Source organism: Micromonospora sp. Utrum1, from assembly GCF_057197805.1.
On the sequence record NZ_CM170071.1, the window covers coordinates 6,571,823 to 6,597,015 of the forward strand.

General features: G+C 74.0%; 24 protein-coding genes. 12 read left to right on the forward strand and 12 right to left on the reverse strand.

Features of this window, described 5'->3' with window-relative positions; all coding sequences use genetic code 11:
- Positions 1-90: 90 nt before the first annotated feature.
- The 7 genes from AC0OLQ_RS30855 to AC0OLQ_RS30885 all read right to left on the reverse strand — a co-directional run bounded on the left by AC0OLQ_RS30855 (position 91) and on the right by AC0OLQ_RS30885 (position 7,242).
- A complete protein-coding gene (locus AC0OLQ_RS30855) occupies positions 91-1,593 on the reverse strand; it encodes a S1C family serine protease (protein WP_484529121.1) in 1,503 nt (500 codons plus the stop codon).
- A gap of 63 nt (positions 1,594-1,656) precedes the next feature.
- The gene (locus AC0OLQ_RS30860) at positions 1,657-3,213 is read right to left on the reverse strand and encodes a HAMP domain-containing sensor histidine kinase (protein WP_484529122.1); all 1,557 of its coding nucleotides are present in this window, start codon (positions 3,211-3,213) and stop codon (positions 1,657-1,659) included.
- Positions 3,210-3,911, reverse strand: a complete 702-nt coding sequence (locus tag AC0OLQ_RS30865; RefSeq protein ID WP_089012749.1) for a response regulator transcription factor — start codon at positions 3,909-3,911, stop codon at positions 3,210-3,212. Before AC0OLQ_RS30865 ends, AC0OLQ_RS30860 begins: the two co-directional genes overlap by 4 nt.
- Before the next feature lie 73 nt (positions 3,912-3,984).
- Complete coding sequence (locus AC0OLQ_RS30870) at positions 3,985-4,608, reverse strand: PadR family transcriptional regulator (protein ID WP_484529123.1); 624 nt, start codon at positions 4,606-4,608, stop codon at positions 3,985-3,987.
- Positions 4,605-5,444, reverse strand: coding sequence for a DUF4097 family beta strand repeat-containing protein (locus tag AC0OLQ_RS30875; protein WP_357339180.1), 840 nt, complete (start codon positions 5,442-5,444; stop codon positions 4,605-4,607). The genes AC0OLQ_RS30870 and AC0OLQ_RS30875 overlap by 4 nt, the downstream gene beginning before the upstream one ends.
- Positions 5,445-5,554: 110 nt before the next feature.
- On the reverse strand, positions 5,555-6,469 hold the full coding sequence (locus tag AC0OLQ_RS30880; RefSeq protein ID WP_484529124.1) for a lysophospholipid acyltransferase family protein: 915 nt from the start codon (positions 6,467-6,469) through the stop codon (positions 5,555-5,557).
- On the reverse strand, positions 6,466-7,242 hold the full coding sequence (locus tag AC0OLQ_RS30885) for a GNAT family N-acetyltransferase (protein WP_484529125.1): 777 nt from the start codon (positions 7,240-7,242) through the stop codon (positions 6,466-6,468). The genes AC0OLQ_RS30880 and AC0OLQ_RS30885 overlap by 4 nt, the downstream gene beginning before the upstream one ends.
- Positions 7,243-7,414: 172 nt before the next feature.
- Between AC0OLQ_RS30885 and AC0OLQ_RS30890 the strand changes: the two genes are divergently transcribed.
- From AC0OLQ_RS30890 to AC0OLQ_RS30910, 5 genes are all read left to right on the forward strand, one after another.
- Positions 7,415-8,071 carry a hypothetical protein gene (locus AC0OLQ_RS30890; RefSeq protein ID WP_484529126.1) on the forward strand — a complete coding sequence of 219 codons (657 nt, stop codon included), beginning with the start codon at positions 7,415-7,417 and terminating at the stop codon, positions 8,069-8,071.
- Positions 8,072-8,236: 165 nt separating this feature from the next.
- Entirely contained in the window at positions 8,237-9,175 is a 939-nt protein-coding gene (locus AC0OLQ_RS30895; RefSeq protein WP_484529127.1) for an ABC transporter ATP-binding protein, read from the forward strand.
- Positions 9,172-9,996, forward strand: a complete 825-nt coding sequence (locus AC0OLQ_RS30900) for an ABC transporter permease (RefSeq protein ID WP_357339169.1) — start codon at positions 9,172-9,174, stop codon at positions 9,994-9,996. Before AC0OLQ_RS30895 ends, AC0OLQ_RS30900 begins: the two co-directional genes overlap by 4 nt.
- 256 nt (positions 9,997-10,252) lie before the next feature.
- On the forward strand, positions 10,253-13,987 hold the full coding sequence (locus AC0OLQ_RS30905) for a multifunctional oxoglutarate decarboxylase/oxoglutarate dehydrogenase thiamine pyrophosphate-binding subunit/dihydrolipoyllysine-residue succinyltransferase subunit (protein WP_484529128.1): 3,735 nt from the start codon (positions 10,253-10,255) through the stop codon (positions 13,985-13,987).
- A gap of 88 nt (positions 13,988-14,075) precedes the next feature.
- The gene (locus tag AC0OLQ_RS30910; RefSeq protein ID WP_089009804.1) at positions 14,076-14,255 is read left to right on the forward strand and encodes a DUF6104 family protein; all 180 of its coding nucleotides are present in this window, start codon (positions 14,076-14,078) and stop codon (positions 14,253-14,255) included.
- A 12-nt stretch (positions 14,256-14,267) separates the two neighbouring features.
- Here the strand turns inward: AC0OLQ_RS30910 and AC0OLQ_RS30915 are convergent, their stop codons facing one another.
- A complete protein-coding gene (locus tag AC0OLQ_RS30915) occupies positions 14,268-14,843 on the reverse strand; it encodes a TetR/AcrR family transcriptional regulator (protein WP_484529129.1) in 576 nt (191 codons plus the stop codon).
- 49 nt (positions 14,844-14,892) lie between these two features.
- Between AC0OLQ_RS30915 and AC0OLQ_RS30920 the strand changes: the two genes are divergently transcribed.
- The 4 genes from AC0OLQ_RS30920 (at position 14,893) to AC0OLQ_RS30935 (ending at position 19,382) form a co-directional block, all read left to right on the forward strand.
- Positions 14,893-15,396, forward strand: a complete 504-nt coding sequence (locus AC0OLQ_RS30920) for a GNAT family N-acetyltransferase (RefSeq protein WP_357339163.1) — start codon at positions 14,893-14,895, stop codon at positions 15,394-15,396.
- 110 nt (positions 15,397-15,506) lie between these two features.
- On the forward strand, positions 15,507-16,202 hold the full coding sequence (locus tag AC0OLQ_RS30925) for a hypothetical protein (protein WP_484529130.1): 696 nt from the start codon (positions 15,507-15,509) through the stop codon (positions 16,200-16,202).
- A gap of 4 nt (positions 16,203-16,206) precedes the next feature.
- Entirely contained in the window at positions 16,207-18,273 is a 2,067-nt protein-coding gene (pta, locus tag AC0OLQ_RS30930; RefSeq protein WP_484529131.1) for a phosphate acetyltransferase, read from the forward strand.
- Complete coding sequence (locus AC0OLQ_RS30935; RefSeq protein WP_484529132.1) at positions 18,270-19,382, forward strand: acetate/propionate family kinase; 1,113 nt, start codon at positions 18,270-18,272, stop codon at positions 19,380-19,382. Before pta ends, AC0OLQ_RS30935 begins: the two co-directional genes overlap by 4 nt.
- 173 nt (positions 19,383-19,555) lie before the next feature.
- On the opposite strand, the gene AC0OLQ_RS30940 is transcribed toward AC0OLQ_RS30935, so the two are convergent.
- On the reverse strand, positions 19,556-19,732 hold the full coding sequence (locus tag AC0OLQ_RS30940; protein WP_484529133.1) for a hypothetical protein: 177 nt from the start codon (positions 19,730-19,732) through the stop codon (positions 19,556-19,558).
- A 136-nt stretch (positions 19,733-19,868) separates the two neighbouring features.
- Between AC0OLQ_RS30940 and AC0OLQ_RS30945 the strand changes: the two genes are divergently transcribed.
- The 3 genes from AC0OLQ_RS30945 to AC0OLQ_RS30955 all read left to right on the forward strand — a co-directional run bounded on the left by AC0OLQ_RS30945 (position 19,869) and on the right by AC0OLQ_RS30955 (position 22,438).
- The gene (locus AC0OLQ_RS30945; protein WP_484532477.1) at positions 19,869-20,837 is read left to right on the forward strand and encodes an alpha/beta hydrolase family protein; all 969 of its coding nucleotides are present in this window, start codon (positions 19,869-19,871) and stop codon (positions 20,835-20,837) included.
- 44 nt (positions 20,838-20,881) lie between these two features.
- Complete coding sequence (locus AC0OLQ_RS30950) at positions 20,882-21,409, forward strand: nucleotidyltransferase domain-containing protein (protein ID WP_484529134.1); 528 nt, start codon at positions 20,882-20,884, stop codon at positions 21,407-21,409.
- A gap of 66 nt (positions 21,410-21,475) precedes the next feature.
- Positions 21,476-22,438, forward strand: coding sequence for an alpha/beta hydrolase family protein (locus AC0OLQ_RS30955; RefSeq protein WP_484529135.1), 963 nt, complete (start codon positions 21,476-21,478; stop codon positions 22,436-22,438).
- Between the two features lie 25 nt (positions 22,439-22,463).
- Here the strand turns inward: AC0OLQ_RS30955 and AC0OLQ_RS30960 are convergent, their stop codons facing one another.
- From AC0OLQ_RS30960 to AC0OLQ_RS30970, 3 genes are all read right to left on the reverse strand, one after another.
- Positions 22,464-23,426 carry a zinc-binding dehydrogenase gene (locus AC0OLQ_RS30960; RefSeq protein WP_484532478.1) on the reverse strand — a complete coding sequence of 321 codons (963 nt, stop codon included), beginning with the start codon at positions 23,424-23,426 and terminating at the stop codon, positions 22,464-22,466.
- 64 nt (positions 23,427-23,490) lie between these two features.
- Positions 23,491-24,666 (reverse strand): NAD(P)-dependent malic enzyme, encoded by a 1,176-nt coding sequence (locus AC0OLQ_RS30965; RefSeq protein ID WP_484529136.1) that lies wholly within the window; start codon positions 24,664-24,666, stop codon positions 23,491-23,493.
- A 140-nt stretch (positions 24,667-24,806) separates the two neighbouring features.
- A complete protein-coding gene (locus AC0OLQ_RS30970) occupies positions 24,807-25,163 on the reverse strand; it encodes a S24/S26 family peptidase (protein ID WP_484529137.1) in 357 nt (118 codons plus the stop codon).
- Positions 25,164-25,193 lie beyond the last annotated feature (30 nt).

The window sequence follows — 25,193 nt, forward strand, 5'->3', positions numbered from 1 at the left end:
GACCGGGTGGGGACGAAAATGGGCGGCGGGTGACGGAACCAACCCCCTTGGCTCCGTCACCCGCCGCCCGTGGAGGAGGCAGGTCTTCGGTTATGACGTCTCGGCGAGCGTCACGGTTGCCGTCTCGCTCGAACCGTTTCGCTTGTACTGGACCTCGACCCGGTCCCCGACCTTGCCGGCCTGCACGGCGCCGACGAGATCGTTGGAGTCGTTGATCACCTTGTCGCCGAACTTGGTGATCACGTCACCGCGCTGGAGCCCGGCCTTCTCGGCGGCGCTGCCCGCGACCACGTCGGAGACCAGCGCGCCGCCGTCCTCCGCGCCGGTCACGCTGACCCCGAGCGACGGGTGGCTGACCTTCTCGCCGCGCTGGAGCTTCTCGGCGACGTCCTTGGCCTTGTTGCTCGGGATGGCGAAGCCGACCCCGATGTTGCCGTTGCTGCCCTGTCCGGCGGTGGCGATGGCGGTGTTGATGCCGATCACCTCGCCCCGGGTGTTGACCAGCGCGCCGCCGGAGTTGCCCGGGTTGATCGGAGCGTCGGTCTGGAGCAGGCCGGAGATCGAGCTGGCGGCCTGCTGCGGGTTCTGCTGCTGGCCGCCCTCGCCGGCCTGGATGGTCCGGTCGCGGGCGCTGAGGATGCCGGCCGTGACCGAACCCTGCAGGCCGAGCGGGCTGCCCAGGGCGAGCACCTGGTCGCCGACCTGCATGCCGTCGCTGTCGCCGAACTTGGCCGCCTTGAGGTTGCTCACCCCGCTGGCCTTGACCACGCCCAGGTCGGTCTTCGGGTCGGTGCCGACGATCTTCGCCTGGGCGGTCTTGCCGTCGGCGAAGACGACCTTCACCGTGTCGCCGCTGGCGGAGGCGACCACGTGGTTGTTGGTCAGCACGTAGCCGTCGGCGCTGAGGATCACCCCGGAGCCCTCACCGCTGTCCGTCATGATCGTGACGATGCTGTCCTGGACGGCGGCCGCGATCTTCGGCAGGTCCGCGCTGTTGAGCACGGGAGCGGCCGAGTAGGTGCGGGTGACGGTCCCGTCGCCGTCGAGGGCGAGGGCGAGCGCGCCGCCCGCCACGCCGGAGCCGAGCATCAGGGCCAGCGCGAGGGCGCCCGCGCCGATGAACCGGCCGGCCCGGCTGGGCCGCGCCGGCTGCTGCGGGCCCCACGGCGGGACCGGCTGCCCGGCCTGGTGGACCTGGTGCGGGTGCTGCTGCGGGTACGTCTGGTGCGCCTGGTACGGCGGGACCGGCCCGCCGGCCTGCGGGTAGCCGGCGCCGCCCTGGTGCGCCCAGCCGCCCTGCTGCTGGCCCCCGTACCAGGGGTGCGGCTGCTGTGGCTGCCCGGAGACCGGGTACGGCGTGGTGGCCGGCGGCGCGTACGGGCTGGCGGGCGGGGCCGGCGGCTCGGCGTGGCCGGCGGGGGCCGGGACGGCGGTTCCGGCGGCCGGGGAGTCGGCCGGAACCGGCGCGGCGGCCGGGGTGACGGTGTGCTCCGACTGCCCGCTCTCGGCGCGGGGCAGCTCGGCGGTCGGCTGCGACGGCTCGGCGTCGGCGGGAGCCGGCGACCGCTGCGGATCGGTTTCGTGGTCGGTCATGACTCCTACCTTCTCCCCTGGCACTGCGACCAGCCTGGAACGCGCCTGAATGTTTTCTGAAAGTCACTCGCCGGGCTCGGGCGCCTCGGGCAGCAGCGGCAGCTTCACCCGGAAGGTGGCCCCGCCGCCCGGCGTCTCGGCCACCTCGACGGTGCCGTGGTGCGCGGCGATCAGCGCGGCGACGATGGCCAGCCCGAGCCCGGTGCTGGTCGGCCCGCCGGCCCGCCGGGTACGCGCCGCGTCCACCCGGTAGAACCGCTCGAAGACCCGTTCGGCCTGCTCCGGTGTGAGGCCGGGACCGGTGTCCGCCACCTCCACCACGGCCAGGTTCCCCGGCTCCGCCCGCAGCCGCACGGTCACCGCGGCGTCCGCCGGGGTGTGGGTGAGCGCGTTGGTCATCAGGTTGCCGATCACCTGACGCAGCCGGGCGTCGTCGCCGAGCACCACCAGCGGACCGGCGCCCGGCTCGATCTCCAGCGTGATGGCCCGGTCCGGCTCGACCGCCCGGGCCGCCTGGACCGTGTCCGAGGCGAGCACCGGCAGCTCGACCGGGGCCAGCGCGATCGGCCGCTCCCGGTCCATCCGGGCCAGCAGCAGCAGGTCCTCGACAAGCAGCCCCATCCGGGACGCCTCGTCCTCGATCCGGCGCAGCAGGCCGGCGGTCTGCTCCGGCTCCCGGGCCGCGCCCTGGCGGTAGAGCTCGGCGAAGCCCCGGATGGTGGTCAGGGGGGTGCGCAGCTCGTGTGAGGCGTCCGCGATGAACTGCCGCATCCGCTCCTCGGAGCGGCGGGCCCGCGCCTCGGACGCCTGCGCCGCCGCGGCGGCCTCCCGGGCGCTCACCTCGGCGCTGCGCGCCGCCGCCTCGGAGGCGGCCCGCGCGGTGAACGCCGCCTCGATCTGGGCGAGCATGGCGTTCAGCGCCCGGGAGAGCCTGCCCAGCTCCGAGGTGGGGCAGGCCCGGCCCTCCTCCGGGTCGGGCACCCGCCGGGTCAGGTCGCCGCCGGCGATGGCCGCCGCGGTCCGCTCGATCTCCACGAGGGGCTTGAGGCTGGTCCGCACGATGCCCGCGCCGACCGAGGCCAGGATGATCAGGACCGCCCCACCCACGAGCAGGTCGATCCAGATGAGCTGCCCGACCGACTGGTCGACGGCGGTGAGGTGCTGCCCGAAGGCGATGACCCGGCCGCCGGGCAGGTCGGTGTAGAGCATCCGCCACCGGGTCCGGCCGTCCATCGAGCGGACCGTGAACGGCTCACCCACCTGCTCCTGGTAGCCGGCGAAGTCGGCGGGGAAGGGCGGCAGCTCCTCGTCCCTGAGGCCGGCGTAGCGGGTGGGTGTTTCCACCGGCTGGCCGGGCACCGCCTGGGCGGCCACGTAGTCCGAGGGGATATTGATCTTGACCGGGTTGCCGCCGGCCTGGTCCAGCGACCGGGCCACGTTGGTCGCGCCGCCACGGAGCTGGTCGTCCACCTGGCCGATGAGATAGTCGCGGAGCAGGAACGCGGTCAGCCCGCTGATCACCACCAGGGCCACCGCCACCAGCGCGAGCACCGAGGTGACCAGCTTCACCCGCAGCGGGACGCTGCGCAGCCAGCCCTTCGCGTCGTCGACGGCGCTCACGCCGCCGGCTTGCGCAGCACGTACCCGACCCCGCGCAGGGTGTGGATCAGCCGGGGCTGGGTGTTGTCGACCTTGCGCCGCAGGTAGGAGATGTAGGACTCGACGATGTTGTCGTCGCCGCGGAAGTCGTAGTTCCAGACGTGGTCGAGGATCTGCGCCTTGGAGAGCACCCGGTTGGCGTTGAGCATCAGGTAGCGCAGCAGCTTGAACTCGGTGGGCGAGAGCTGCACCCGCTGGCCGGCCCGGTGCACCTCGTGGGTCTCCTCGTCCAGCTCCAGGTCGGCGAAGGTGAGCCGGGAGGGGGCCTGCTCGCCGGTGGCGGTGCGCCGCAGCACCGCCCGGATCCGGGCGGTCAGCTCCTCAAGGCTGAACGGCTTGGTGACGTAGTCATCGCCGCCCAGGGTCAGCCCGCGGATCTTGTCGTCGGTGGCGTCCCGGGCGGTCAGGAAGACCACCGGGGTACGCGTGCCGCCCTCGCGGAGCATCCGGATGACCTCGAAGCCGTCCAGGTCGGGCAGCATGACGTCGAGCACGACCAGGTCGGGGCGGTGGTCCTTGGCGGCGTTCAACGCCGCGCTGCCGCTGGTCGCGGTGGCGACGTCGAAGCCGGCGAAGCGCAGGCTCGCGGAGAGCAGTTCGAGGATGTTGGGGTCGTCCTCGACGACGAGCAGTCTGGCCTCGGTCTGGGTAGCCACCATGGCACCCATCATCCGCGCCCCGGCTGCGCCTGCGCTGGGTGGACCCTGGAAACAACCTGTGAGCCTCCGCCCCCTAGCGGAGCAGTCGGCGCAGCCCCTCCAGCGCCCCGTCGAGCAGGCGGATGGCCGTACGGAGCTGGGTGTCGGTGAGCCGGCCGGCCCGCACCAGCGCGCCGACCTCCACGGTGAACGCGGCCAGCCGCTGGTCGAACTCGGCGAGCAGGGGCGACTCGGCGGTCGGGCGGGGGGCGCCGTTGCTCGGCGGTCGGGTCGTCGGTGGCGGGGGCGCCCAGCGGGCCTGGCGGGTCTGCCGGGCCGCCTCGCGCAGTTCCCGCTTCAGGTCCCGCACCGAGCCGCGTACCTCGGTGCGGATCTCGCCGGCCAGCGCGGAGAGGTCCTCGACGGAGGCGGTGATGTCCGATTCCAGGGTGGCCAGCTCGTCGGCGCGCTGCCGCAGCTCGGCACGGCCGGCTTCGGTGATCTCGTAGACCTTGCGGCCGCCGGCGGCGGTGTGGCTGACCAGCCCCTCCACCTCCAGCCGCTGCAGCCGGGGGTAGATGGTGCCGGCGCTGGGCGCGTAGAGGCCGAGGAAGCGGTCCTCCAGCAGGCGGATCAGCTCGTAGCCGTGCTTCGGCCCGTCGTCGAGCAGCTTGAGCAGGTAGAGCCGGAGCCGCCCGTGACTGAACACGGCGGTCACGGCAGTTCCTCCAGGTCGTCGGCGTCCTCGACGGGACGGGCGAGCAGCGCGATGCTGCCGGAGGTCGCGGACGCCCACAGCTTACCGGCGCCCCCGCCGAGCACCCCGTGGCTGTCCTGCACCGCGCCGAAGCCGTGCTGGCCGCCGCAGACCTGCGGGAAGCCGCTGGTGATCCGGCCGGAGGTGGTGTGCAGGTGGACGGTGAGGTCGCTGTCCTCGCGGACCCGGACGGTGATGCTGCCGGAGATGGCGCTGAGCCGGATCTCGCTGCCCCGCGGGTTGTCCAGGTCGCAGGTGATCGATCCGGAGACGGCGTGGGCGCGCACCCGCTCGGGCGCGCTGTCGGCGAGGATCAGCTCGCCGGAGACCGTCTCCAGGTTGAGGTCGCCGCCGACGCCGAGCGCCTCCACCGGACCGGAGGTGACCTTCGCGGAGGTGTTACCGCGCAGCCCCATGAGGGTGACCTGGCCGGAGGTGACGTCGACCCGGGTCTCCCGGCGCAGGCCGGAGACGACCAGCGAGCCGTCCACCAGTTGCAGGTCGGCCAGCACGTGGGCGGGGACGGCGATGGAGACCTCGGCCCGGAACCGGCGGCCGAGCTGGCCGAGCCACCAGAGCACTCCCGGCCAGCGGGGCGGCCGCTCGTGGCCGACGCTGAGCCGACCGTCGCGCAGCTCGACGCGGACCGGCCGGCTGCTCACCCGGGTGACGTCCACCCGGGCCGGTCCGTCGGTGCCGACCACGTTGAGCCGGCCGCTGATGAGTCGGACGTCCAGCCGGGTGACCGGCTCGTCCAGGGTCAGCCGTTGCGGGCTGTCGACCATCCAGGTGGTCATGGCGTCCTCCCCTCGGTGACGCGCCGGTCGGCGGCGCGTCGAGTGACGGGAGAAGCATAACGCGATACATCGCGACTGAACAAGACTGTCGCGACTGTGTCGCGAATGCGTCAGGCCACCAGGTCCAGCCCGGCCTCCGCCCCGACGGGCGGCGGCGCCACCGGCCGGACGATCCGCACGCCGGTCGCCGTGCTGCGCCGCGCAGGCGCCCGCACCGGGGTCAGGTGGGTCGCCGACTCGGCCGCCCGGGCCAGCATCCGGCGGTCCGCCCCGGTGGCCGGGTGCAGCGCGGCGGCCACCGTCACGGCCACGGTCAGGTCCCGGGCGGACAGCACCCGGCGGACCGATTCCCAGAGCGTCTCCTCACCGAGGAAGGCCGGCAGGGTGCTCGGGTCGCCGGCGTACCGGTAGCCGAGCCGTAGCGGCACGACCGGCGCGCCGGCGTCCACCGCGGCCTGGAACATGGCCGGCCGGAAGCCCCGGCCGGGCCGGCAGCCGGCCGCCGCGCCGCACCAGGTCGTGCCCTCCGGGAACACCGCCACCGAGTGCCCGGCGCGCAGCGCGGCGGCCACCCGCCCGACCGTGGCCGGCAGGTCGCGCGGCCGGGACCGGTCCACGAAGACCGTCCCGGCCGCGGCGGCCAACGCGCCCACCACGGGCCAGTCGCGGACCTCCCGCTTGGCCATCATCCGGGCCGGGGAGACCGCGAGCACCGCGAGGACGTCCAGCCACGAGAGGTGGTTGGCGACCAGCAGCGCCCGCGGGCGCGGCAGCCGGCCCCGGACCATCAGCCGCACGCCGAGGGCACGCAGCGTCCCCCGGGCCCAGCCGCGCAGCGCGGCCCGCCGGTCGCGGGCCGGCAGCAGCGGCAGCAGCGCGGCCAGGCCGACCCCCGCCAGCAGCATCCCGAGTACGCCGAGCAGCCGCCCCACCCGGCGCGGCAGCGACACGTCCGGCGCGGTGGCTTCCGGCAGGCAGCCCGGCCCGCAGCCCGAGGCGGGGCGCCACAGCCCGTCGCCGGTCACGACGCCGCCTCGCCGAGGAAGTGCCTCAGGTAGCGCGGGTTCATCCGGTCCAGCGAGAACAGCACGTAGAAGTCGGCGCAGGCGAAGTCCGGGTCGTACGCCGGCTCCCCGCAGACCCAGGCGCCCAGCCGCAGGTAGCCGCGGAGCAGCGGCGGGACCAGCGCGCGGCGCTCGGCCGACGACAACCTCACCCCGGCGGTGGCCGGGGCCTCGGCGAACCAGGGGCGGCGGGGTGTCACCCGCAGCGGTGGCGGGGCGAGGTGGCGCGCGGCGACCTGGGACCAGACCTCGGCCACGGCGATCCCGCCGTCGGCCACCGGCACCGAGGCGCAGCCGCCCAGCCACCGGGAGCCGCGCAGGTGCAGGTAGCGGGTGATCCCGGCCCACATCAGGTTGATCACGGCGCCGGAGCGGTGGTCCGGGTGCACGCAGGACCGGCCCGCCTCGACCAGGTCGTCGCGGAGCGGGGCCAGCGGGGTCAGGTCGAACTCGCCGTCGGCGTACCGGCGGTCGGTGCGTCCGGGCGGCAGCAGCCGGTAGGTGCCGACCACCTCGTCGGTGCCCTCCCGCAGCACGACCAGGTGATCGCAGTGGGCGTCGAACTCGTCGGCGTCGAGCCCGGCGGCCCCCGGGTGCAGGGTGGCGCCGAGTTCGCTGGCGAACACCTCGTGACGCAGGCGTTGCGCGGCCGCGACCAGCGTCGGGTCGTCGGCGATCAGCAGGGTGTATCCGCTGGTCGTGAGGGGTGCGCCAGCGGTGTACAGAACGGCCATGGATATCTGTGTAAGGGGCCCGGGTGCCGGCGCCGGGGATGAGGGGTGTCGATCCGGTGAACGCCGGTGGGCGCTGCGGAACGCCCCCTCACCCGCGGCGGGCCGGCGCCGGCGTGCGAGGCTGCCGGCCGGGCCCCGGCGCCGGGGCAGGCGGTCGAACCGGAGGTGCCACATGATCATCGAGTCCCGTTTCCACGGACCGGACGGTTCGGGCAACGGCGGCTGGAGCGCCGGGATCTTCGCCGCCGCGCTGGACGACCGGGGGCCGGTGGAGGTCACCCTGCGCAAGCCGCCCCCGCTGGAGACCCCGCTGACCGCGGTCGACGGCGAGGTCCGCGACCCGGACGGCCAGGTGATCGCCCAGGTACGCCGGGTCGAGCCGGTCCGCGCCGTGGTCCCGCCGGTGGACCGGGCGACGGCCGAGGCCGCCGCGAAGGCGTACCCGGGGCTGGTGGACCACCCCTTCCCCGGCTGCTACGTCTGCGGGCCGGCGAACCCGGCGGGGCTGCGGATCTTCCCGGGCCGGCTGCCGGACGGGCGGACCGCCGCGCCGTTCCGCGCCCCGGCCGAGGTGGTGCCGGCGACCGTCTGGGCGGCGCTGGACTGCCCCGGCGGCTGGGCGGTGATCGCGCCCGGCCGCCCGTATGTCCTGGGCCGGATCGGCGCGCAGGTCACCGCGCTGCCGCACCCGGGCGACGAGTGCGTGGTGACCGGGGCGATGGTCGGCGGCGCCGGCCGCAAGGCCGAGGTGCACTCCACTCTCTACGGTCCGGACGGCATGCTGCTCGGCCAGGCGCGGGCCACCTGGATCGCGCTGCCGCCGGCCTGACCTCTCCTCCCTGGGGATGATCCGCTCCTGCCCCCGGGGGAGGAGGGTGTACGCATCCCGCTTGATTGACCCCCTTGCGCGGGGTTGGAAGGCTGTGCTCGGCGCCCCCGCAACGGCGCCCCCACCGGCGCGCCCTGAAGCCCGCCGTGGCACGAGAGGAGAACGATGTCCGACGGGCAGTGGAGCCCCAACGCCGGGACCGGCCAGATCGTGGTGTCCGGACTGACGAAGGAATACAAGAACGTCCGGGCGGTGGACAACCTGTCCTTCACCGTCGAGCCGGGCCGGGTCACCGGTTTCCTCGGCCCGAACGGCGCCGGCAAGACGACCACCCTGCGCATGCTGCTCAACCTGGTCACGCCCAACGCGGGCGAGGCCACCATCGGCGGCCACCGGTACGCCGACCTGCCCGACCCGCTGCGCACGGTCGGGGCGGTGCTGGAGGCGTCCAGCGCGCACAAGGGCCGCACCGGGATCAACCACCTGCGGGTGATCTGCGCGGCGGCGGGCCTGCCCCACCAGCGTGCCGACGAGGCGCTCGCCCTGGTCGGGCTGACGCCGGCCGCGAAGCGCAAGTTCAAGGGCTACTCGCTCGGCATGAAGCAGCGGCTCGGGATCGCCGCGGCCATGCTCGGCGACCCGCGGGTGCTGATCCTCGACGAGCCTGCCAACGGCCTGGACCCGGAGGGGATCCGCTGGATGCGCGGCTTCCTCAAGGGACTGGCCACCGAGGGGCGCACGGTGCTGGTCTCCAGTCACCTGCTCTCCGAGATGCAGTTGCTCGCCGACGACGTGGTGATCATCGCGGCCGGCAAGCTGGTCCGGCAGGGACCGGTCGAGCAGGTGATCGGCTCGATGACGCACGGCGCCCGGGTGCGGGTGCGCACCCCGCAGGCCGACGAGCTGACCGCGGCGCTGCGCGAGCAGGCCGCCACGGTCAACGCCGACGGGCACGGCGCGCTGCTGGTGACCGGGGCGGACGCGCCGACGGTCGGCCGGGTGGCGCTCGCCGCCAAGGTGGAGCTGCACGAGCTGACCGCCGAACGCCCCGACCTGGAAGGTGTCTTCCTGGAGCTGACGGCCGGAAAGGCGGAGATCCGATGAACCTGGTCCGATCCGAGCTGCTCAAGATCCGTACCACCAACACCTGGTGGGTCTTCGCGCTGATCACCGTGCCGCTCTGGGGCCTCGCGCTGCTCTTCAACTGGTTGCAGACCGAGGCCCTGACCAGCGGGAACATGGGCGAGGTGCCGGCCGACCAGGCGGACCAGGTGCAGGCCGTCTCCAGCGCCGACAGCCTGGCCGCCAACCTCTACACCAACGGCCAGTTCTTCGGGCTGCTCATCGTGATGCTGCTCGGCATCGTGGTGGTGACCAGCGAGTTCTTCCACCAGACGGTGACCACCACGTTCCTCACCGCGCCGCACCGCACCGCGGTGATGCTGGCCAAGCTGGCCGCCGCCGGGACGCTGGCACTGCTCTTCTGGCTGGGCACCACGCTGCTGAACCTGATCTTCGCGCCGCTGATCCTGAGCGCGACGGACGTCGGCGCCCAGCTGGGCAGCGGAGCGGTGTGGCGGGCGGTGGCCCTCAACGGGCTGGCCTACCTGCTCTGGTCGGTGCTGGGCGTCGGGCTCGGCGTGCTGATCCGCAGCCAGATCGGCGCCACGGTGACCGGCATCCTGCTCTACCTGGGCGGCGCCATCGGCGCGGCCATCGCGATCGGCCTGCTGGCCGCGAAGTTCGGTGACTGGATCAACCAGCTCCAACTCCTCGTGCCGTCGCTGGCGTCGTCGCTGATGGTGAGCGGCGCCGAGATCCCCGGCAACCCGCCGCGCTGGGCGGGGGCCGCCGTGCTGGTCGGGTACGCCGTGGTGGCCGGCGTGATCGGCGTGCTCACGATCCGCCGCCGCGACATCTCCTGAGTCGGCTGCCCGACACGGCCCCGGCCGGTGACTCCACGTCACCGACCGGGGCCGTCCGTGCCTAGCAGGAGTGGACGGGACACGCAGCGTTTGCCGAACTTCTGGCATCTTCTGTGAAACGGACCACCAGCCGGAGGCGAGAATGCCTGCGCCAATCGCACGGCGTAGCCTGGGACCCGTCTCCCGCGCGTAGCGAAACGGGCACGGGAGCCACCGCGTGACATTCACAACCGCGTGAAAGAGGCGATTAGCGGCCGTGTCGACCCAGCAGACTTCGCAGGAGAACCCACTGGCGGGTTTCGGCCCGAACGAGTGGATCGTCGAGGAGATGTACCAGCGCTATCTCGCCGACCCCTCGAGCGTCGACTCGGCCTGGCACGATTTCTTCGCCGACTACCGGCCGGCGCCCGGCGCCGCCACCCCGCGCCCCGAGGCCCAGGCCGCCCCGGCCGCTCGTCCCGAGCCGGCCGAGCAGCAGGAGGCCGTCGCCACGGTCACCCAGGAGCCCGTCGCCAAGCCCGCGCCCGCGCCCGCTCCGGCGAAGCCGGCCGCCAAGCCGGCGGCGAAGGCTCCGGAGCAGCCCCCGGCGAAGAAGGCCGCTCCGGCCAAGCCGGCCGCCAAGGCGCCGACCGCGAGCGCCGCCGGCACCACCCCGCTGCGCGGCGTTGCCGCCAAGATCGTGCAGAACATGGACGCCTCGCTCGCCGTGCCGACCGCGACCAGCGTCCGCGCGGTGCCGGCGAAGCTGCTGGTGGACAACCGCATCGTGATCAACAACCACCTGGCCCGCGGTCGCGGCGGCAAGGTGAGCTTCACCCACCTGATCGGCTACGCGATGGTCCGCGCGCTGGTCGAGCACCCGGAGATGAACAACTCCTTCGCCGAGGTCGACGGCAAGCCGGCGGTGGTCCGCCCGGAGCACGTCAACCTGGGCATCGCCATCGACCTGGCAAAGCCGGACGGCTCCCGCAACCTGGTGGTGCCCTCCATCAAGGGCTGCGAGCAGATGGACTTCCGGCAGTTCTGGCAGGCGTACGAGGACGTGGTCCGGCGCGCCCGCCGCAACGAGCTGACCATGGAGGACTACGCCGGCACCACGATCTCGCTGACCAACCCGGGTGGCATCGGCACGGTCCACTCGATCCCGCGGCTGATGCAGGGCCAGAGCGCCATCATCGGCGTCGGCGCCATGGAATACCCGGCGCCCTACCAGGGCATGAGCGAGGCGACCCTGGCCGAGCTGGCGGTCAGCAAGATCATCACGCTGACCAGCACCTACGACCACCGGATCATCCAGGGCGCCCAGTCGGGCGAGTTCCTCAAGGTGATGCACGAGCTGCTGCTCGGCGAGCGCGGCTTCTACGACCAGATCTTCACCTCGCTGCGCATCCCCTACGAGCCGGTGCGCTGGGTGCGGGACGTGGCGGTCGACTCCGAGGGTCAGATCAACAAGACCGCCCGGGTGCACGAGCTGATCCACGCGTACCGGGTGCGCGGCCACCTGATGGCCGACACCGACCCGCTCGAGTTCAAGATCCGCAAGCACCCGGACCTGGATGTCCTCCAGCACGGGCTGACCCTGTGGGACCTGGACCGGGTCTTCCCGGTGAACGGCTTCGCCGGCCGGCAGCGGATGAAGCTGCGCGAGATCCTCGGCGTGCTGCGCGACTCCTACTGCCGCCGGGTCGGCATCGAGTACATGCACATCCAGGACCCGGAGGAGCGGCGCTGGATCCAGGAGCGCATCGAGCGCAAGTACGAGAAGCCCAGCGCGGACGAGCAGAAGCACGTGCTCAACCGGCTCAACGCCGCCGAGGCGTTCGAGACCTTCCTGCAGACCAAGTACGTCGGGCAGAAGCGCTTCTCGCTGGAGGGCGGCGAGTCGCTGATCCCGCTGCTCGGCGAGGTCCTGGAGTGCTCCGCCGAGGGCGGCCTCGACGAGGTCGTCATCGGCATGGCCCACCGCGGCCGGCTCAACGTGCTGGCCAACATCGTCGGCAAGCCGTACGAGAAGATCTTCTCCGAGTTCGAGGGGCACCTCGACCCGCGCTCCACGCAGGGCTCGGGCGACGTGAAGTACCACCTCGGCCAGAACGGCAAGTTCACCACCCCGGACGGCGACCACGCGGTCAAGGTGTCGGTGGTGGCGAACCCGTCGCACCTGGAGGCCGTGGACCCGGTGCTGGAGGGCATCGTCCGGGCCAAGCAGGACCGGATCGACCTCAAGCTGGAGGGCTACACCGTACTGCCGCTGGCGGTGCACGGTGACGCCGCCTTCGCCGGCCAGGGCGTGGTCGCCGAGACGCTCAACCTGTCCCAGCTGCGCGGCTACCGCACCGGCGGCACCGTGCACGTCGTGGTCAACAACCAGGTCGGCTTCACCACCGCCCCGGAATACAGCCGGTCCAGCCTCTACAGCACCGACGTGGCCCGGATGATCCAGGCGCCGATCTTCCACGTCAACGGCGACGACCCCGAGGCCGTCGTCCGGGTGGCCCGGCTCGCCTTCGAGTACCGGCAGGCGTTCAACAAGGACGTCGTGATCGACCTGGTCTGCTACCGCCGGCGCGGGCACAACGAGGGCGACGATCCGTCGATGTCCAACCCGCAGATGTACAAGATCATCGACTCGAAGCGGTCGGTCCGGAAGCTCTACACCGAGGAGCTCATCGGGCGGGGTGACATCACCGTGGAGGACGCGGAGGAGCTGCTGCGTGACTACCAGTCGCAGCTGGAGCGGGTCTTCAAGGCCACCCGGGACGCCGCCACCGCGCCGCGCCAGCTCAGCCGCCCGCGCCGCGAGGACGAGCCGGAGCCGCAGGTCGACACCGCCACCGACGTCGCCGTGGTCAAGGCGATCGGCGAGGCGCACGTCAACCTGCCGGAGGGCTTCACCCCGCACAAGCGGATCCAGCAGCTGCTGGAGCGGCGGCGCAAGATGTCCGTCGAGGGCACCATCGACTGGGGCTTCGGCGAGATCATCGCGTTCGGCGCGCTGCTGCACGACGGGGTCACCGTCCGGCTCGCCGGGCAGGACTCCCGCCGCGGCACCTTCGTCCAGCGGCACGCGTCGGTGGTCGACGCGAAGACCGGCGACGACTACCTGCCGTTGAAGTCGCTCACCGCCGACGGCGAGCGGTCCCGCTTCTTCGTGCACGACTCGCTGCTCTCCGAATACGCGGCCATGGGCTTCGAGTACGGCTACTCGGTGGAGAACGTCAACGCGCTGGTCTGCTGGGAGGCCCAGTTCGGTGACTTCGTCAACGGCGCCCAGTCGGTGATCGACGAGTTCATCTCCTCGGGTGAGGTGAAGTGGGGCCAGCGCTCCGCCGTCACCCTGCTGCTGCCGCACGGCCACGAGGGCCAGGGCCCGGACCACACCTCCGGTCGCCCGGAGCGCTTCCTGCAGCTCTGCGCCGAGGACAACATGCGGGTGGCCATCCCGACCACCCCGGCGAACTACTTCCACCTGCTGCGCCGCCAGGCCCTGTCGCCGAAGCGCAAGCCGCTGGTGGTGTTCACCCCGAAGTCGCTGCTGCGGCACAAGCTCTGCGTGTCGCAGGTGGAGGACTTCACCACGGGCACCTTCCAGCCGGTGCTGGCCGACACCGCCGCCCCGGCGCCGGAGCAGGTGAAGCGGGTGCTGCTCTGCTCGGGCAAGGTCTACTACGACCTGTTCCAGGCCCGGCAGGAGCGGGGCGTCACCGACACCGTGATCCTGCGCATGGAGCAGCTCTACCCGCTGCCCGTCGAGGAGGTCCGGGCCGCCCTGTCGCAGTACCCGAACGCCGAGGACTTCGCCTGGGTCCAGGAGGAGCCGGCCAACCAGGGCGCCTGGTCGTTCGTCGCGCTCAACCTGCTGGAGCACCTGCCCGAGGTCCGGCTGCGCCGCATCTCCCGCCCCGCCGCCGCCGCCCCGGCGGTCGGCTCGGCGAAGATGCACGAGGTCGAGCAGAACGCCCTGATCGAGGCGGCTCTTCCCCGCCGGTGACCTGACCGCACCGCCAGCACGAGGGGCAGCGACCGCACGACGGCCGCTGCCCCTCGTGGCGTGGCCCTTCTCCGCCGAGAGGACGCACATGTACTTCACCGACCGTGGCATCGAGGAGCTGGTCGAACGCCGGGGCGACGAGCAGGTCAGCCTGGAGTGGCTGGGCGAGCGGCTGCGCGACTTCGTCGACCTGAACCCGGAGTTCGAGACCCCGATCGAGCGGTTCGCCACCTGGCTCGCCCGGCTGGACGACGAGGACGACGAGTAGGCGCGGCCCGGTTCAGCGGGCCGCCGCCCCGAGCAGGCCCAGGTAGCGCTCGACGACCGCGGTCGTCCGTTCGGCGTCGCCGGTGGCCAGCAGGTCGAGCAGGGCGCCGCGCAGCAGCGCCAGGCCGAGGGCCGGATCCTCGCCGCCGCTGTCGGCCGCGCCATGGACCTCGGCCAGCAACCCGAGCCAGTCCTCCACCGTCTGCCGGGCGAATCCCGCCCACGGCCCGTCCGGCTCGCTCAGCGAGCGGGCGTACGCCTGAACCCAGAGGACCAGCATCGGGCGGTGCGCCGGGTCCACGAGCCAGCCCCAGGTCGTCCGCACCGCCGCCGCGAAGTCGTCGACGCCGCCCGCCTCCCGGGCCTGCCGGAGCGCGGCCAGCTCGTCGGCCCGGGCCCGCCCGAGCAGGGCGCGGATGAGCTGGTCCTTGGAGCCGAAGAGGAAGAGCAGCACGCGGGGGCTGGACCCGATGGCGGCGGCGAGTGGGCGCAGCGACAGCTCGGCCAGCCCGTGCGCCAGGGCGTACGCGTACGCCTGCTCCAGGAGTTCGTCGCGGCGGGCGCTCCCGGGTCGCTCGTTCTGGCTCACGGCGCTACTCTGCCACTGAAACAACTGTTTCAGTAGTGGAGGGGTGCCGATGAGCGCGGAGGTTCTCATTCGTCCGCTGGGCCGTCCCGGTGACCTCGGCTGGGTGGTGCAGGCCCACGGCGAGACGTACGCCGCCGAGTTCGGTTGGGACACCAGCTTCGAGGCGCTCGTGGCGCGGATCGTCGCCGACTACGCCGCCGGCCACGACCCGGCACGGGAGGCCGCCTGGATCGCCGAGGTCGACGGGGAGCGGGTCGGCTGCGTCTTCTGCGTCGCGGCCGACGAGCAGACCGCCCAGCTGCGGATCCTGCTGGTCGATCCCGCGGCCCGGGGGCGGTCTCTCGGCGGCCGGCTGGTCGACGAGTGCCTCGCCTTCGCCCGGCGGGCGGGATACGCCCGGATGCGCCTCTGGACCAACCACCCGCTGGTCGCCGCCCGCCGGATCTATCTCTCCCGCGGCTTCCGCCTGGTCCAGGAGGAGCCGCACCACAGCTTCGGCACGGACCTGACCGGGCAGGTCTACGAACGGGAACTGGCACCGGCGGGCGGGTGACGCCGGGGCGGGCCGACCGTTGACGCGGGCGGCCGCATCACGTCCACTGGAGAGCAGAACCGACCAGGACACGGGCGGACCACCCGCCGCCCGACGACGGGGAGGCGGCGATGAACCCCGAGCCCCGCAGGCCACCGCAGGACGCCGTGACCGTCCGCCACCTGCGCCTCGGCGTCGGATCCGTCGGCATCGCGCTGCCCGTGGTGCTGGTGGTCGGTCACGCGACCGTCGCCCGCCGGCTCACCCTGCTCGACTCGCTGAGCGGCTACTACCACACCGAACTGCGGGACGTCTTCGTCGGCGCGCTCTGCGCCATCGGGGTGTTCCTGATCAGCTACCGGTACCGCTGGCCCGACGACCTGCTCGGCACGGTCGCCGGCGGGCTGGCGATCCTGGTGGCGCTCTTCCCCACCACGGTCGGCGCGCCGGCCCACACCGTCGGCCCCGGCGACCGGGTCGTCGGGGTGGTGCACCAGGTGGCCGCCGCGGCGCTCTTCGTGCTCCTCGCGGTCTTCTGCCTCGTCCTCTTCACCCGGCCGGACCGCGTCGGGGTGCCGCCGCGCCGGTCCGCGGTCCGGTTCTACCGGATCTGCGGCGGGCTGATCCTGCTGGCCATCGTGCTCGCGCTGGCCGGCTCCCAACTCCCGGCGGAGGTGCGGCACACGCTCAAGCCGGTGCTGTGGTGCGAGACGCTCGCCGTCTTCGCCTTCGGCGCGGCCTGGGTGGCGAAGAGCGACGCACTCTTCCGGGCCGCCGGTGACGGGTCCAAGGACCCGGGCGAGGCGTCCCGCGATCTTGTAGCGTGAGGTCGTGGCGCGCAGCGTGTACCTGACCAGCGTGGGGTCGGGCGGGGGCAAGTCGACGATCGCGCTCGGGCTGGCCGAGCTGCTGTCCCGGCAGGTCGAGCGGATCGGCGCGTTCCGGCCGCTGGTCTCCGGCCAGGGCCCCGACCCGATCCTCGCCCTGCTCACCGAGCGCTACCGGGTGGAGCTGCCGGTCGACGAGCTGCACGGCGCCACGTACGCCGAGGCCACCGCGCTGGTCGCGGACGGCCGCCGGGAGGAGCTGATCTCCCGCATCGTGGCCCGCTACCGTGCGGTCGAGCGGCGCTGCCCGGCGGTGGTCGTGGTGGGCAGCGACTTCGCCGACGGCGACGGCGCCGGCCCTCGCGAGCTGGCCTTCAACGCCCGGCTGGCGACCGAGTTCAGCAGCGTGGTGGTGCCCGTGGTGGACGGGTTCGGGCAGCCGCCCGAGGCGATCGCGGCGGCGCTGCGCGGGGCGTACCACGACGTGGAGGACCTGGGCGCCACGGTGGTGGCGGTGGTCGCCAACCGGGTGCCCGAGCCGATGACGCTGCCCGAGCTGCCCGTTCCCGCGTACGCCATCCCGGAGGTGCCGACCGTGTCGGCGCCGACGGTGGCCGAGGTGGCGGCGGCGCTCGGCGCCACCCTGCTCACCGGCGACCGGGCCGCGCTGGACCGCGACGTGCTCGACTACGTGGTCGGCGCGGCGCACGTGCCCACGCTGCTGGACCACCTGACCGACGGCGCGCTGGTCATCACCCCCGGCGACCGGGCCGACCTGCTGGTGGCGGCGAGCGCCGCGCACGTGGCCGGGCAGGTGTCGGTGGCCGGGCTGGTGCTCACGCTCGGCGAGCAGCCCGACCCCCGGGCCATGCGGCTGGTCGAGCGGATGAACACCGGGCTGGCCGTGCTCTCGGTGACCAGCGACAGCTACGACACGGTCGCGGCGTCCAGCCGGATCGAGGGGCGGCCCAGCGTGGCGAACCCGCGCAAGGTGGAGGCCGCGCTGGGCGCCTTCGAGCGCTGCGTGGACACCGTCGACCTGGCCCGCCGCCTGCGGGTCAGCCGGTCGGAACGGGTCACCCCGCTGATGTTCGAGAACGACCTGATCGACCGGGCCCGGGCGCAGCGGCGGCGGCTGGTGCTGCCCGAGGGCACCGACGAGCGGATCCTGCGCGCCGCGGAGGTGCTGCTGCGCCGGGGCGTGGCCGACCTGACCCTGCTCGGGCGTTCCGACGAGGTGGCGCGGCGCACCCGCGAGCTGGGCATCGACATCGGCGACGCCCAGGTGATCGACCCGGTCACCAGCGAGTGGCGGGACGAGTTCGCCGCCGGGTACGCGAAGCTGCGCGCCCACCGCGGCGTCACCGCCGAACTGGCGCACGACATCGTGGCCCAGCCCAACTACTTCGGCACCATGATGGTGGGGACCGGTCGCGCCGACGGCATGGTCTCCGGGGCCACCCACACCACGGCGGCCACCATCCGGCCCGCCTTCGAGATCATCCGTACCGTGCCGGGCGTCTCGGTCGCCTCCAGCGTGTTCTTCATGCTGCTCGCCGACCGGGTGCTGGTCTACGGCGACTGCGCGGTCAACCCCGACCCGGACGCCGCCCAGCTCGCCGACATCGCCCTCTCGTCGGCCGACACCGCCGCCCGGTTCGGCATCGAGCCACGGGTGGCGATGCTGTCCTACTCGACCGGCGACTCCGGCTTCGGGGCCGACGTGGAGAAGGTCGCGGCAGCCACCAAGCTGGTCCGGGAGCGCCGGCCGGAGCTGCTGGTCGAGGGCCCGATCCAGTACGACGCGGCGATCGACCCGCAGGTGGCGGCCACCAAGCTGCCGGACAGCCCGGTGGCGGGGCGGGCCACGGTGTTCATCTTCCCGGACCTGAACACCGGCAACAACACCTACAAGGCGGTGCAGCGCTCGGCCGGCGCGGTGGCGGTCGGCCCGGTCATGCAGGGCCTGCGCCGGCCGGTCAACGACCTGTCCCGGGGCGCCACGGTGCCCGACATCGTCAACACGGTGGCGATCACCGCCATCCAGGCCGCCGCCGGGGAGACGGAATGAGCCGGATTCTGGTCCTCAACTGCGGTTCCTCGTCGGTCAAGTACCGGCTGTACGACGACGACGAGACGCGCGACAAGGGCACCGTCGAGCGGATCGGCGAGCCGGGCGGCGGGCCGGCCGACCACGAGAGTGCAGTGCGGCAGATCATCGAAGGGCTCGACCTGGCGGGACTGGCCGGCGTGGGGCACCGGGTGGTGCACGGCGGGCGCACGTTCAGCGCGCCCGTGCGGATCGACGACCAGGTCATCGCCGCCATCGAGGCCCTCGTCCCCCTCGCCCCGCTGCACAACCCGGCGAACCTGGCCGGCATCCGGGTCGCCCGGGAGGCGCTGCCGGACACCCCGCAGGTCGCCGTCTTCGACACCGCGTTCCACCACACGCTGCCCGAGGCCGGCGCCACGTACGCCATCGACCGGGAGATCGCCGAGCGGTACGGCGTGCGCCGGTACGGCTTCCACGGCACCTCGCACGCGTACGTCTCGCGGCGCACCGCGGAGCTGCTCGACCGGCCGTACGACGAGCTGAACACCATCACCCTGCACCTGGGCAACGGGGCGAGCGCCTGCGCGGTGCAGGGCGGGCGGAGCGTGGCCACCTCGATGGGCATGTCACCGCTGGAGGGCCTGGTCATGGGCACCCGCAGCGGGGACCTCGACCCGACCATCATCTTCCACCTGCGCCGCGAGGCCGGGATGCGCGTGGACGACATCGACGACCTGCTCAACCACCGCAGCGGTCTGCTCGGGCTGTCCGGGGTCAACGACATGCGGGAGGTGCTGGCCCGCCGGGACGCCGGCGACCCGGCCGCCGCGCTCGCCTTCGACGTCTACCGCCGCCGGCTCACCGGCTACGTGGGCGCGTACTACGCCCTGCTCGGGCGGGTCGACGCGATCACCTTCACGGCCGGGGTCGGCGAGCACGCCGCCCCGGTCCGCGCGGCGGCGCTGGCCGGCCTGGACCGGCTCGGCATCGCCGTCGACCCGGCCCGCAACGCCGGCAGCGGCGACCGGGTCATCTCCCCCGACGGCAGCGAGGTCACGGTCTGCGTGATCGCCACCGACGAGGAGCGCGAGATCGCCCGCCAGACCCGCGAAGTCCTCAACGCCTGACCCCCTCCCCCGCACCCGCACCGCCTCCACACACCCGGCACCGCCTCGGCGATCATGAGGTTGGCGGCGACAGATCCGGCAGATCGCGCCGCTAACCTCATGATCAACGGGGCCGGCCGGGGGCGGCCGGGCGGACAGGGGGTTGCGGAGGAGGCGGGCGGGAGGGCGGCGGGTCAGCCCAGGGCGAGCCAGGCGACGAGGGCGACCAGCACGACGGCGGCGACGCCGATGCCGACGATCAGCGGCAGTCGGGACGGGGTCTCCGCCGGCGTCGCCGCGCTGTCGGGCGCGTCGACGAACGCGCGGAACTGCGCGGTGTTGCCACTCGGGTCGGTGTAGTTCTCAGCCATGCGCGTGACCCTAGCGAAGCCGGTCGACCCGCCGCGCCCCGCCGGGCCGGTGGCGGCGTACCCGGTCCGGCCGGTGGAGGGGCGTCGGCCCGGTCGGCGGGGCCGGACCGGCCGGCCGGCCGCCTACCGTGAGGGGGTGAGGGTGCAGCGGCTGGTCGCCGCGCTGCTGGTGGCGCTGGTGGCCGGTTGCGGCCCGGCCGCCGCCGCCACCGACGGCGTCCCGTCCTTCCGCCCGGGGCCGCCGCGGGCGTACGCCGTGGGCGTGCGGCAGTTCGTCCTCGACCCCGGCGGCCCCCGGCCGCTGCCGGTCACCGTCTGGTACCCGGTGGAGCCCGGCGCCCCGGTGGTCGCCACCGCCCCGGCGGCCGCGACGAGCAGCGGTGCGCAGGCGGGGCCGGTGCCGCGGCCCGACGCGCCGGTCGCCCCCGGCCGGTTCCCGGTGGTGGTCCACAGCCACGGGCTGCGTAGCCTCCCCGATCTGCACGCCCCGCTGACCACCCGGTGGGCGGCGGCCGGGTTCGTGGTGGCCGCGCCGACCTACCCGCGGACCAACCTGCGGGCGCGCGACTTCACCCCAGCCGACGTACGGAACCAGCCGGCCGACGGCTGGCGGCTGATCCGCCACCTGGTCCGCCTCGACGCCCGGCGCGGGGACCCGCTCGCCGGGCACCTCGCGGTCGACCGGTTCGCCGCCTCCGGGCACTCGGCCGGCGGTTTCACCACGGCCGGCATGTTCACCTCGGGGCACTCGCCCCGGCTGCGCGCCGGCATCGTCATCGCCGGCGGCGGGCTGGCCGGCAGCTTCGCCGGACCGGCCGCGCCCCTGCTGTTCGTGCACGGCGACGCGGACCCCGTCGTGCCCGAGTCGGTGGGCCGGGCCGCGTACGCCCGCAGCCTCGGGCCGGCCGCCTTCCTGGGCCTCCCCGGCCAGGGCCACGGCGAGTACCTGAACCCGGGCCGCCCCGGGTTCGCCCAGGTCGTCGCCGCCACCACCGACTTCCTCCGGTGGACCCTCTACGACGACCGTGCCGCCCTCCGCCGCCTCCCCGCCGACGCCCGCCTCCCCGGCACCACCACCCTCACCACCCGCGCCCTGCCCGACTGAGCGCGGGGCGGCGCGGCCGGTCGGCGGGCGGTAGCGTCGCCCGGATGGACGGGCTGGCCGGGCGGCAACTCGACGCGATCCGCGAGGTGGTCGAGCTGACCGGCGCGGCCGGGATCGCCGTGTGGCTGCGCGGCGGGTGGGCCATGGACTTCCACCTCGGCGCGGTGAGCCGGCCCCACGTGGACGTCGACTGGTACTGCTGGCGGCACGACGCCGGCCCGCTGGCGGCCCGGCTCGGCGGGCAGGGCTGGCGCCCCGACGCCCGGATGCCGGTCGCGAAGCAGCTCGACCTCGTCCGGCGTGACGTCGAGCTGAGCTTCGCGTACCTGGACCGGGACCCGGCCGGCCGGGTGGTGGTCGGGGCCGGGCCGTGGGCCGGCACCCCGCTGCCGGAGGGGATGCTGGACGCCCCGCCGGGCCGGATCGGGCCGCTCACCGCCCCGGTGATCAGCGTCGCCGCCCAGATCGAGTTCAAGGAGATGTACCCGGTCTGGATGCCCGAGCGGCCCCGCCGGGCCAAGGACGCCGCCGACCTGGCCCGGCTACGCGCGGGCCGGCCGCCGGCCGGGTGAGGCGATCGCGTCACGCTGCGTGCGATGCCGGCCGGCCACCCCCGCGCGCGAGGCACAATCGTGTTCATGCGCCGACGCCCCGCCGCCCTGGTCACCGCCGCCCTGCTCAGCGCGGGTCTAGCCGGCTGCTCGGGCGGGACCGCCCCGGCCGCGCGACCCGCGCCCGACCCCCCGCCGAAGGCCACCACGCCCGCGCCGCGGGTACCCGCCGGGCACGCCCCCACCGAGAGCTTCGCGGTCGGCGTACGCCAGCTGAACCTGAACCGCGACGGCGACCGCCCGCTGCCGGTGACCCTCTGGTACCCGGCCCGGGGCGAGGCCGGCGGCGCGGCCGAGCGGTCCGCTCCGGTGGCGGACGGGCGGTTCCCGGTGGTGCTGTTCAGCCACGGGCTGGGCGCCCGGCCGGAGGACTACCAGCTGCTGTTGAGCCGCTGGGCGGCCGCCGGGTTCGTGGTGGCCGCGCCGAAGTTCCCGCACACCGGCGCCGGCGGCGACGGCAACCCGCTCGACGTGCTCAACCAGCCGGCCGACGTGTCGTACGTGCTGACCCAGGTGCTCGCCCTCGACGGCCGGGCGGGCGACCCGCTGCGCGGCCGGCTGGACCCGGAGCGGGTGGCCGCCACCGGGCACAGCGCGGGCGGGGTGACCACGATCGGGCTGTTCACCGCGGGCCGGGACGAGCGCCTGGACGCCGGCATCGTCTTCGCCGGCACAGCGCTCGGCGTCGGCACCGCGTTCGCCGGGGCGGCCGCGCCGCAGCTCTTCGTGCACGGCGAGGCCGACGAGGTGGTGGGCTACGCCGCCGGCAAGGCGGTCTACGACGCGGTGCCCTGGCCGAAGGCGATGCTCAGCCTGCCGAACGGCGACCACGGGCCGGCCCTGCTCGGCGACTCCACGGCGCTGCGGGTGGTCGCCGACACCACCGTGGAGTTCCTCCGCTGGACGCTCTACGGCGACGCGGCGGCGAAGAAGCGGCTGCCCGCCGACGCCACCCGCGGCGGCCTGGCCACCCTGGACGACCACCTCTGACCGGTCGCCAGGGCGGCGACGCCGGTCAGGCGGTGTGGTCGATGACCACCTTGCCGAAGACGTCGCCGGAGTTCAGGCGGGCGAACGCCTCCTCGATCCGGCCGAACGGCACCACGCGGTCCACCACCGGGCGCACCTCGTGCTCGGCGCAGAACGCCAGGAGCTGGGTCAGCTCGTCGGGAGTGCCCATCGAGGTGCCGAGGATCTCCAGCTGCATGGCGAAGACCCGGCGCAGGTTGACCTTGGCCTCGTGGCCGGCCGTGGCGCCGGAGACCACGATCCGGGCCATCGGGGCGGCCGACTTGAGCGAGTGGTCGAAGGTGGCCGCGCCGACCGTCTCGATCACCACGTCGACCCGCTCGGGCAGCCGGGCGCCGGGCTCCAGCGCGGTCGCGCCCAGCTCGGTGATCCGCTCCCGCTTGTCGGCGTGGCGGCTGGTCGCGTACACCCGCTTGCCGAGCGCGACGCCGAGCGCCACGGCGGCGGTAGCCACGCCGCCGCCGGCCCCCTGGACCAGCACCGACTCGCCGTCGCCGACCCGGCCCTTGGTGGTGAGCATCCGCCACGCGGTGAGCCAGGCCGTGGGCAGGCAGGCCGCGTCGATCGCGGAGAGGCCGTCGGGCAGCGGCAGCAGGTTCATCTGGGGTACGGCCACCCGCTCGGCGAAGGTGCCCGCGAAGTACTCGGAGAGGATGGAGACCCCGCGGGGGTCGCCCGGGGTGGGCACCACCGGGTAGATGACCACCTCGTTGCCGTCCGGGTCGGTGCCGACCGCGTCGCAGCCGAGGATCATCGGGAGCTGGTCGGCACTGAGGCCCACCCCGCGCAACGACCAGAGGTCGTGGTGGTTGAGCGAGCTGGCCCGGACCTGCACGGTGACCCAGTCCTCCTGCGGGTGGGTCGGCTCGGGGCGGTCGCCGACGGTGAGCGCGGCGAGCGGGTTGTCGGCGTCGAAGGCCGAGGCGAAGGCGGCACGCATGATCGGCACCGTAACAAGCTCAGCGCTCGTCAAGAAGGCGACCTTCCCCACCGGCGCCGTTTCTTCCCGTCGCTCAGCGGCGGGCGACCCCGTCCCGGCGGGCGGCCTCGGCGACCGCCTCGGCGACCGCGGGGGCGACCCGCGGGTCCAGCGGGGAGGGCACGATCGCCTCCGGCGTCAGCGACTCGGCCACCACGTTGGCGATGGCGTCGGCCGCGGCCACCTTCATCCCGTCGGTGATCCGGGTGGCCCGGGCGTCCAGCGCGCCCCGGAACACGCCGGGGAAGGCGAGCACGTTGTTGATCTGGTTGGGGTAGTCGCTGCGCCCGGTGGCGACCACGGCCACGTGCCGGGCGGCCACCTCGGGGTGCACCTCCGGGGTGGGGTTGGCCAGCGCGAAGACGATGCCGCTCGGGGCCATGCCGGCCACCGCCGCCTCGGGGATCTGCCCACCGGAGACGCCGACCAGGACGTCCGCGCCGCGCAGCGCCTCGGTGATGTCGCCCTGCCGCCCCTCGGCGTTGGTGATCTCGGCCAGCTCGGCCTTGGTCCCGGTCAGCTCGCGGTGCCGCCCGATGATGCCCTTGGAGTCGCAGACCACCACCTGGTCCGGGTTGACACCCCCGGCGACCAGCATCTTCGTCACCGCCACGCCGGCCGCGCCGGCCCCGCTGACCGCCACCCGCAGGTCGCCCAGCTTCCGGTTGAGCAGGCTGGCGGCGTTGCGCAGCGCGGCCAGCACCACGATCGCGGTGCCGTGCTGGTCGTCGTGGAAGACCGGGATGGAGAGCGCCTCGTCCAGCCGGCGCTCCACCTCGAAGCAGCGCGGGGCGCTGATGTCCTCCAGGTTGATCCCGCCGAACGAGGGGGCGAGCGCCCGCACGATCGCCACGATCTCGTCCACGTCCTGGGTGTCCAGGCAGACCGGAACCGCGTCCACGCCCCCGAACTGCTTGAACAGCACCGCCTTGCCCTCCATCACCGGCAGCGCCGCGCGCGGACCGATGTTGCCCAGGCCGAGCACGGCGGAGCCGTCGGTGACCACCGCGACGGTGTGCGACACCCAGGTGTAGTCGTCGGCGAGGTCGGGGTCGGCGGCGATCGCCTCGCAGACCCGGGCCACGCCCGGGGTGTACGCGAGGGACAGGTCCTCCCGGCTGGTGAGCGGCACCGTCGAGGCGACGGCCATCTTGCCGCCGAGGTGCAGCCGGAAGACGGGATCAGCGGGGTCCGGGGTGGACGCAGACATTGGTGACTCCAGGATCTGTCGAGCAGACGGACCGGCCGGCTCGGCACGCGTGGTCAGCGGCCAGCGGGGCGGCGGTGCGGGGGGTCACCCGGGCACTTTCCGAGCATAGTCAGCCATCCGGCACCGGGATGTGAGCGGGGTCATATCACCGACGAACGAGCTTTGACCAGCCCGGGACGCGGCCAGTACCGCGCCACCACCCGGCCCCGGACGTCGGCCACCCCGTACGCCCGGGAGTCGTCGGTGACGAGATCGTTGTCGCCGCGCAGCCACCAGCCGCCGTCCTGCCGGCGGACCACGCGCTTGACCACGAGCAGGTCGGGGCGGCTGCGGAAGACGGCGACGACCACGTCGCCGGGGCGTACCGGCCGGCCCCCGGTCCGCACCAGCACGGCGTCGCCGTGCCGCAGAGTGGGCGCCATGGACGGGCCGGTCACCAGGACGGCGGCCAGCGGCCCGCGGAGCACCGGCGCGGCCGGGCCGTTCGCGGCGTGCACCGGGTTTCACCTCCCGCCCGCCGGGGAGCA

Excerpts from the sequence above, each read along its gene's own strand:
- AC0OLQ_RS30895 (WP_484529127.1), top strand. The coding sequence starts at position 8,237 with ATGTCCGACGGGCAGTGGAGCCCCAACGCCGGGACCGGCCAGATCGTG.
- AC0OLQ_RS30900 (WP_357339169.1), top strand. The coding sequence starts at position 9,172 with ATGAACCTGGTCCGATCCGAGCTGCTCAAGATCCGTACCACCAACACC.
- AC0OLQ_RS30865 (WP_089012749.1), bottom strand. The coding sequence starts at position 3,911 with ATGGTGGCTACCCAGACCGAGGCCAGACTGCTCGTCGTCGAGGACGAC.
- AC0OLQ_RS30855 (WP_484529121.1), bottom strand. The coding sequence starts at position 1,593 with ATGACCGACCACGAAACCGATCCGCAGCGGTCGCCGGCTCCCGCCGAC.
- AC0OLQ_RS30925 (WP_484529130.1), top strand. The coding sequence starts at position 15,507 with ATGAACCCCGAGCCCCGCAGGCCACCGCAGGACGCCGTGACCGTCCGC.
- AC0OLQ_RS30955 (WP_484529135.1), top strand. The coding sequence starts at position 21,476 with ATGCGCCGACGCCCCGCCGCCCTGGTCACCGCCGCCCTGCTCAGCGCG.
- AC0OLQ_RS30950 (WP_484529134.1), top strand. The coding sequence starts at position 20,882 with ATGGACGGGCTGGCCGGGCGGCAACTCGACGCGATCCGCGAGGTGGTC.
- AC0OLQ_RS30875 (WP_357339180.1), bottom strand. The coding sequence starts at position 5,444 with ATGACCACCTGGATGGTCGACAGCCCGCAACGGCTGACCCTGGACGAG.
- AC0OLQ_RS30940 (WP_484529133.1), bottom strand. The coding sequence starts at position 19,732 with ATGGCTGAGAACTACACCGACCCGAGTGGCAACACCGCGCAGTTCCGC.
- AC0OLQ_RS30920 (WP_357339163.1), top strand. The coding sequence starts at position 14,893 with ATGAGCGCGGAGGTTCTCATTCGTCCGCTGGGCCGTCCCGGTGACCTC.
- AC0OLQ_RS30910 (WP_089009804.1), top strand. The coding sequence starts at position 14,076 with ATGTACTTCACCGACCGTGGCATCGAGGAGCTGGTCGAACGCCGGGGC.
- AC0OLQ_RS30965 (WP_484529136.1), bottom strand. The coding sequence starts at position 24,666 with ATGTCTGCGTCCACCCCGGACCCCGCTGATCCCGTCTTCCGGCTGCAC.
- AC0OLQ_RS30935 (WP_484529132.1), top strand. The coding sequence starts at position 18,270 with ATGAGCCGGATTCTGGTCCTCAACTGCGGTTCCTCGTCGGTCAAGTAC.
- AC0OLQ_RS30890 (WP_484529126.1), top strand. The coding sequence starts at position 7,415 with ATGATCATCGAGTCCCGTTTCCACGGACCGGACGGTTCGGGCAACGGC.
- AC0OLQ_RS30885 (WP_484529125.1), bottom strand. The coding sequence starts at position 7,242 with ATGGCCGTTCTGTACACCGCTGGCGCACCCCTCACGACCAGCGGATAC.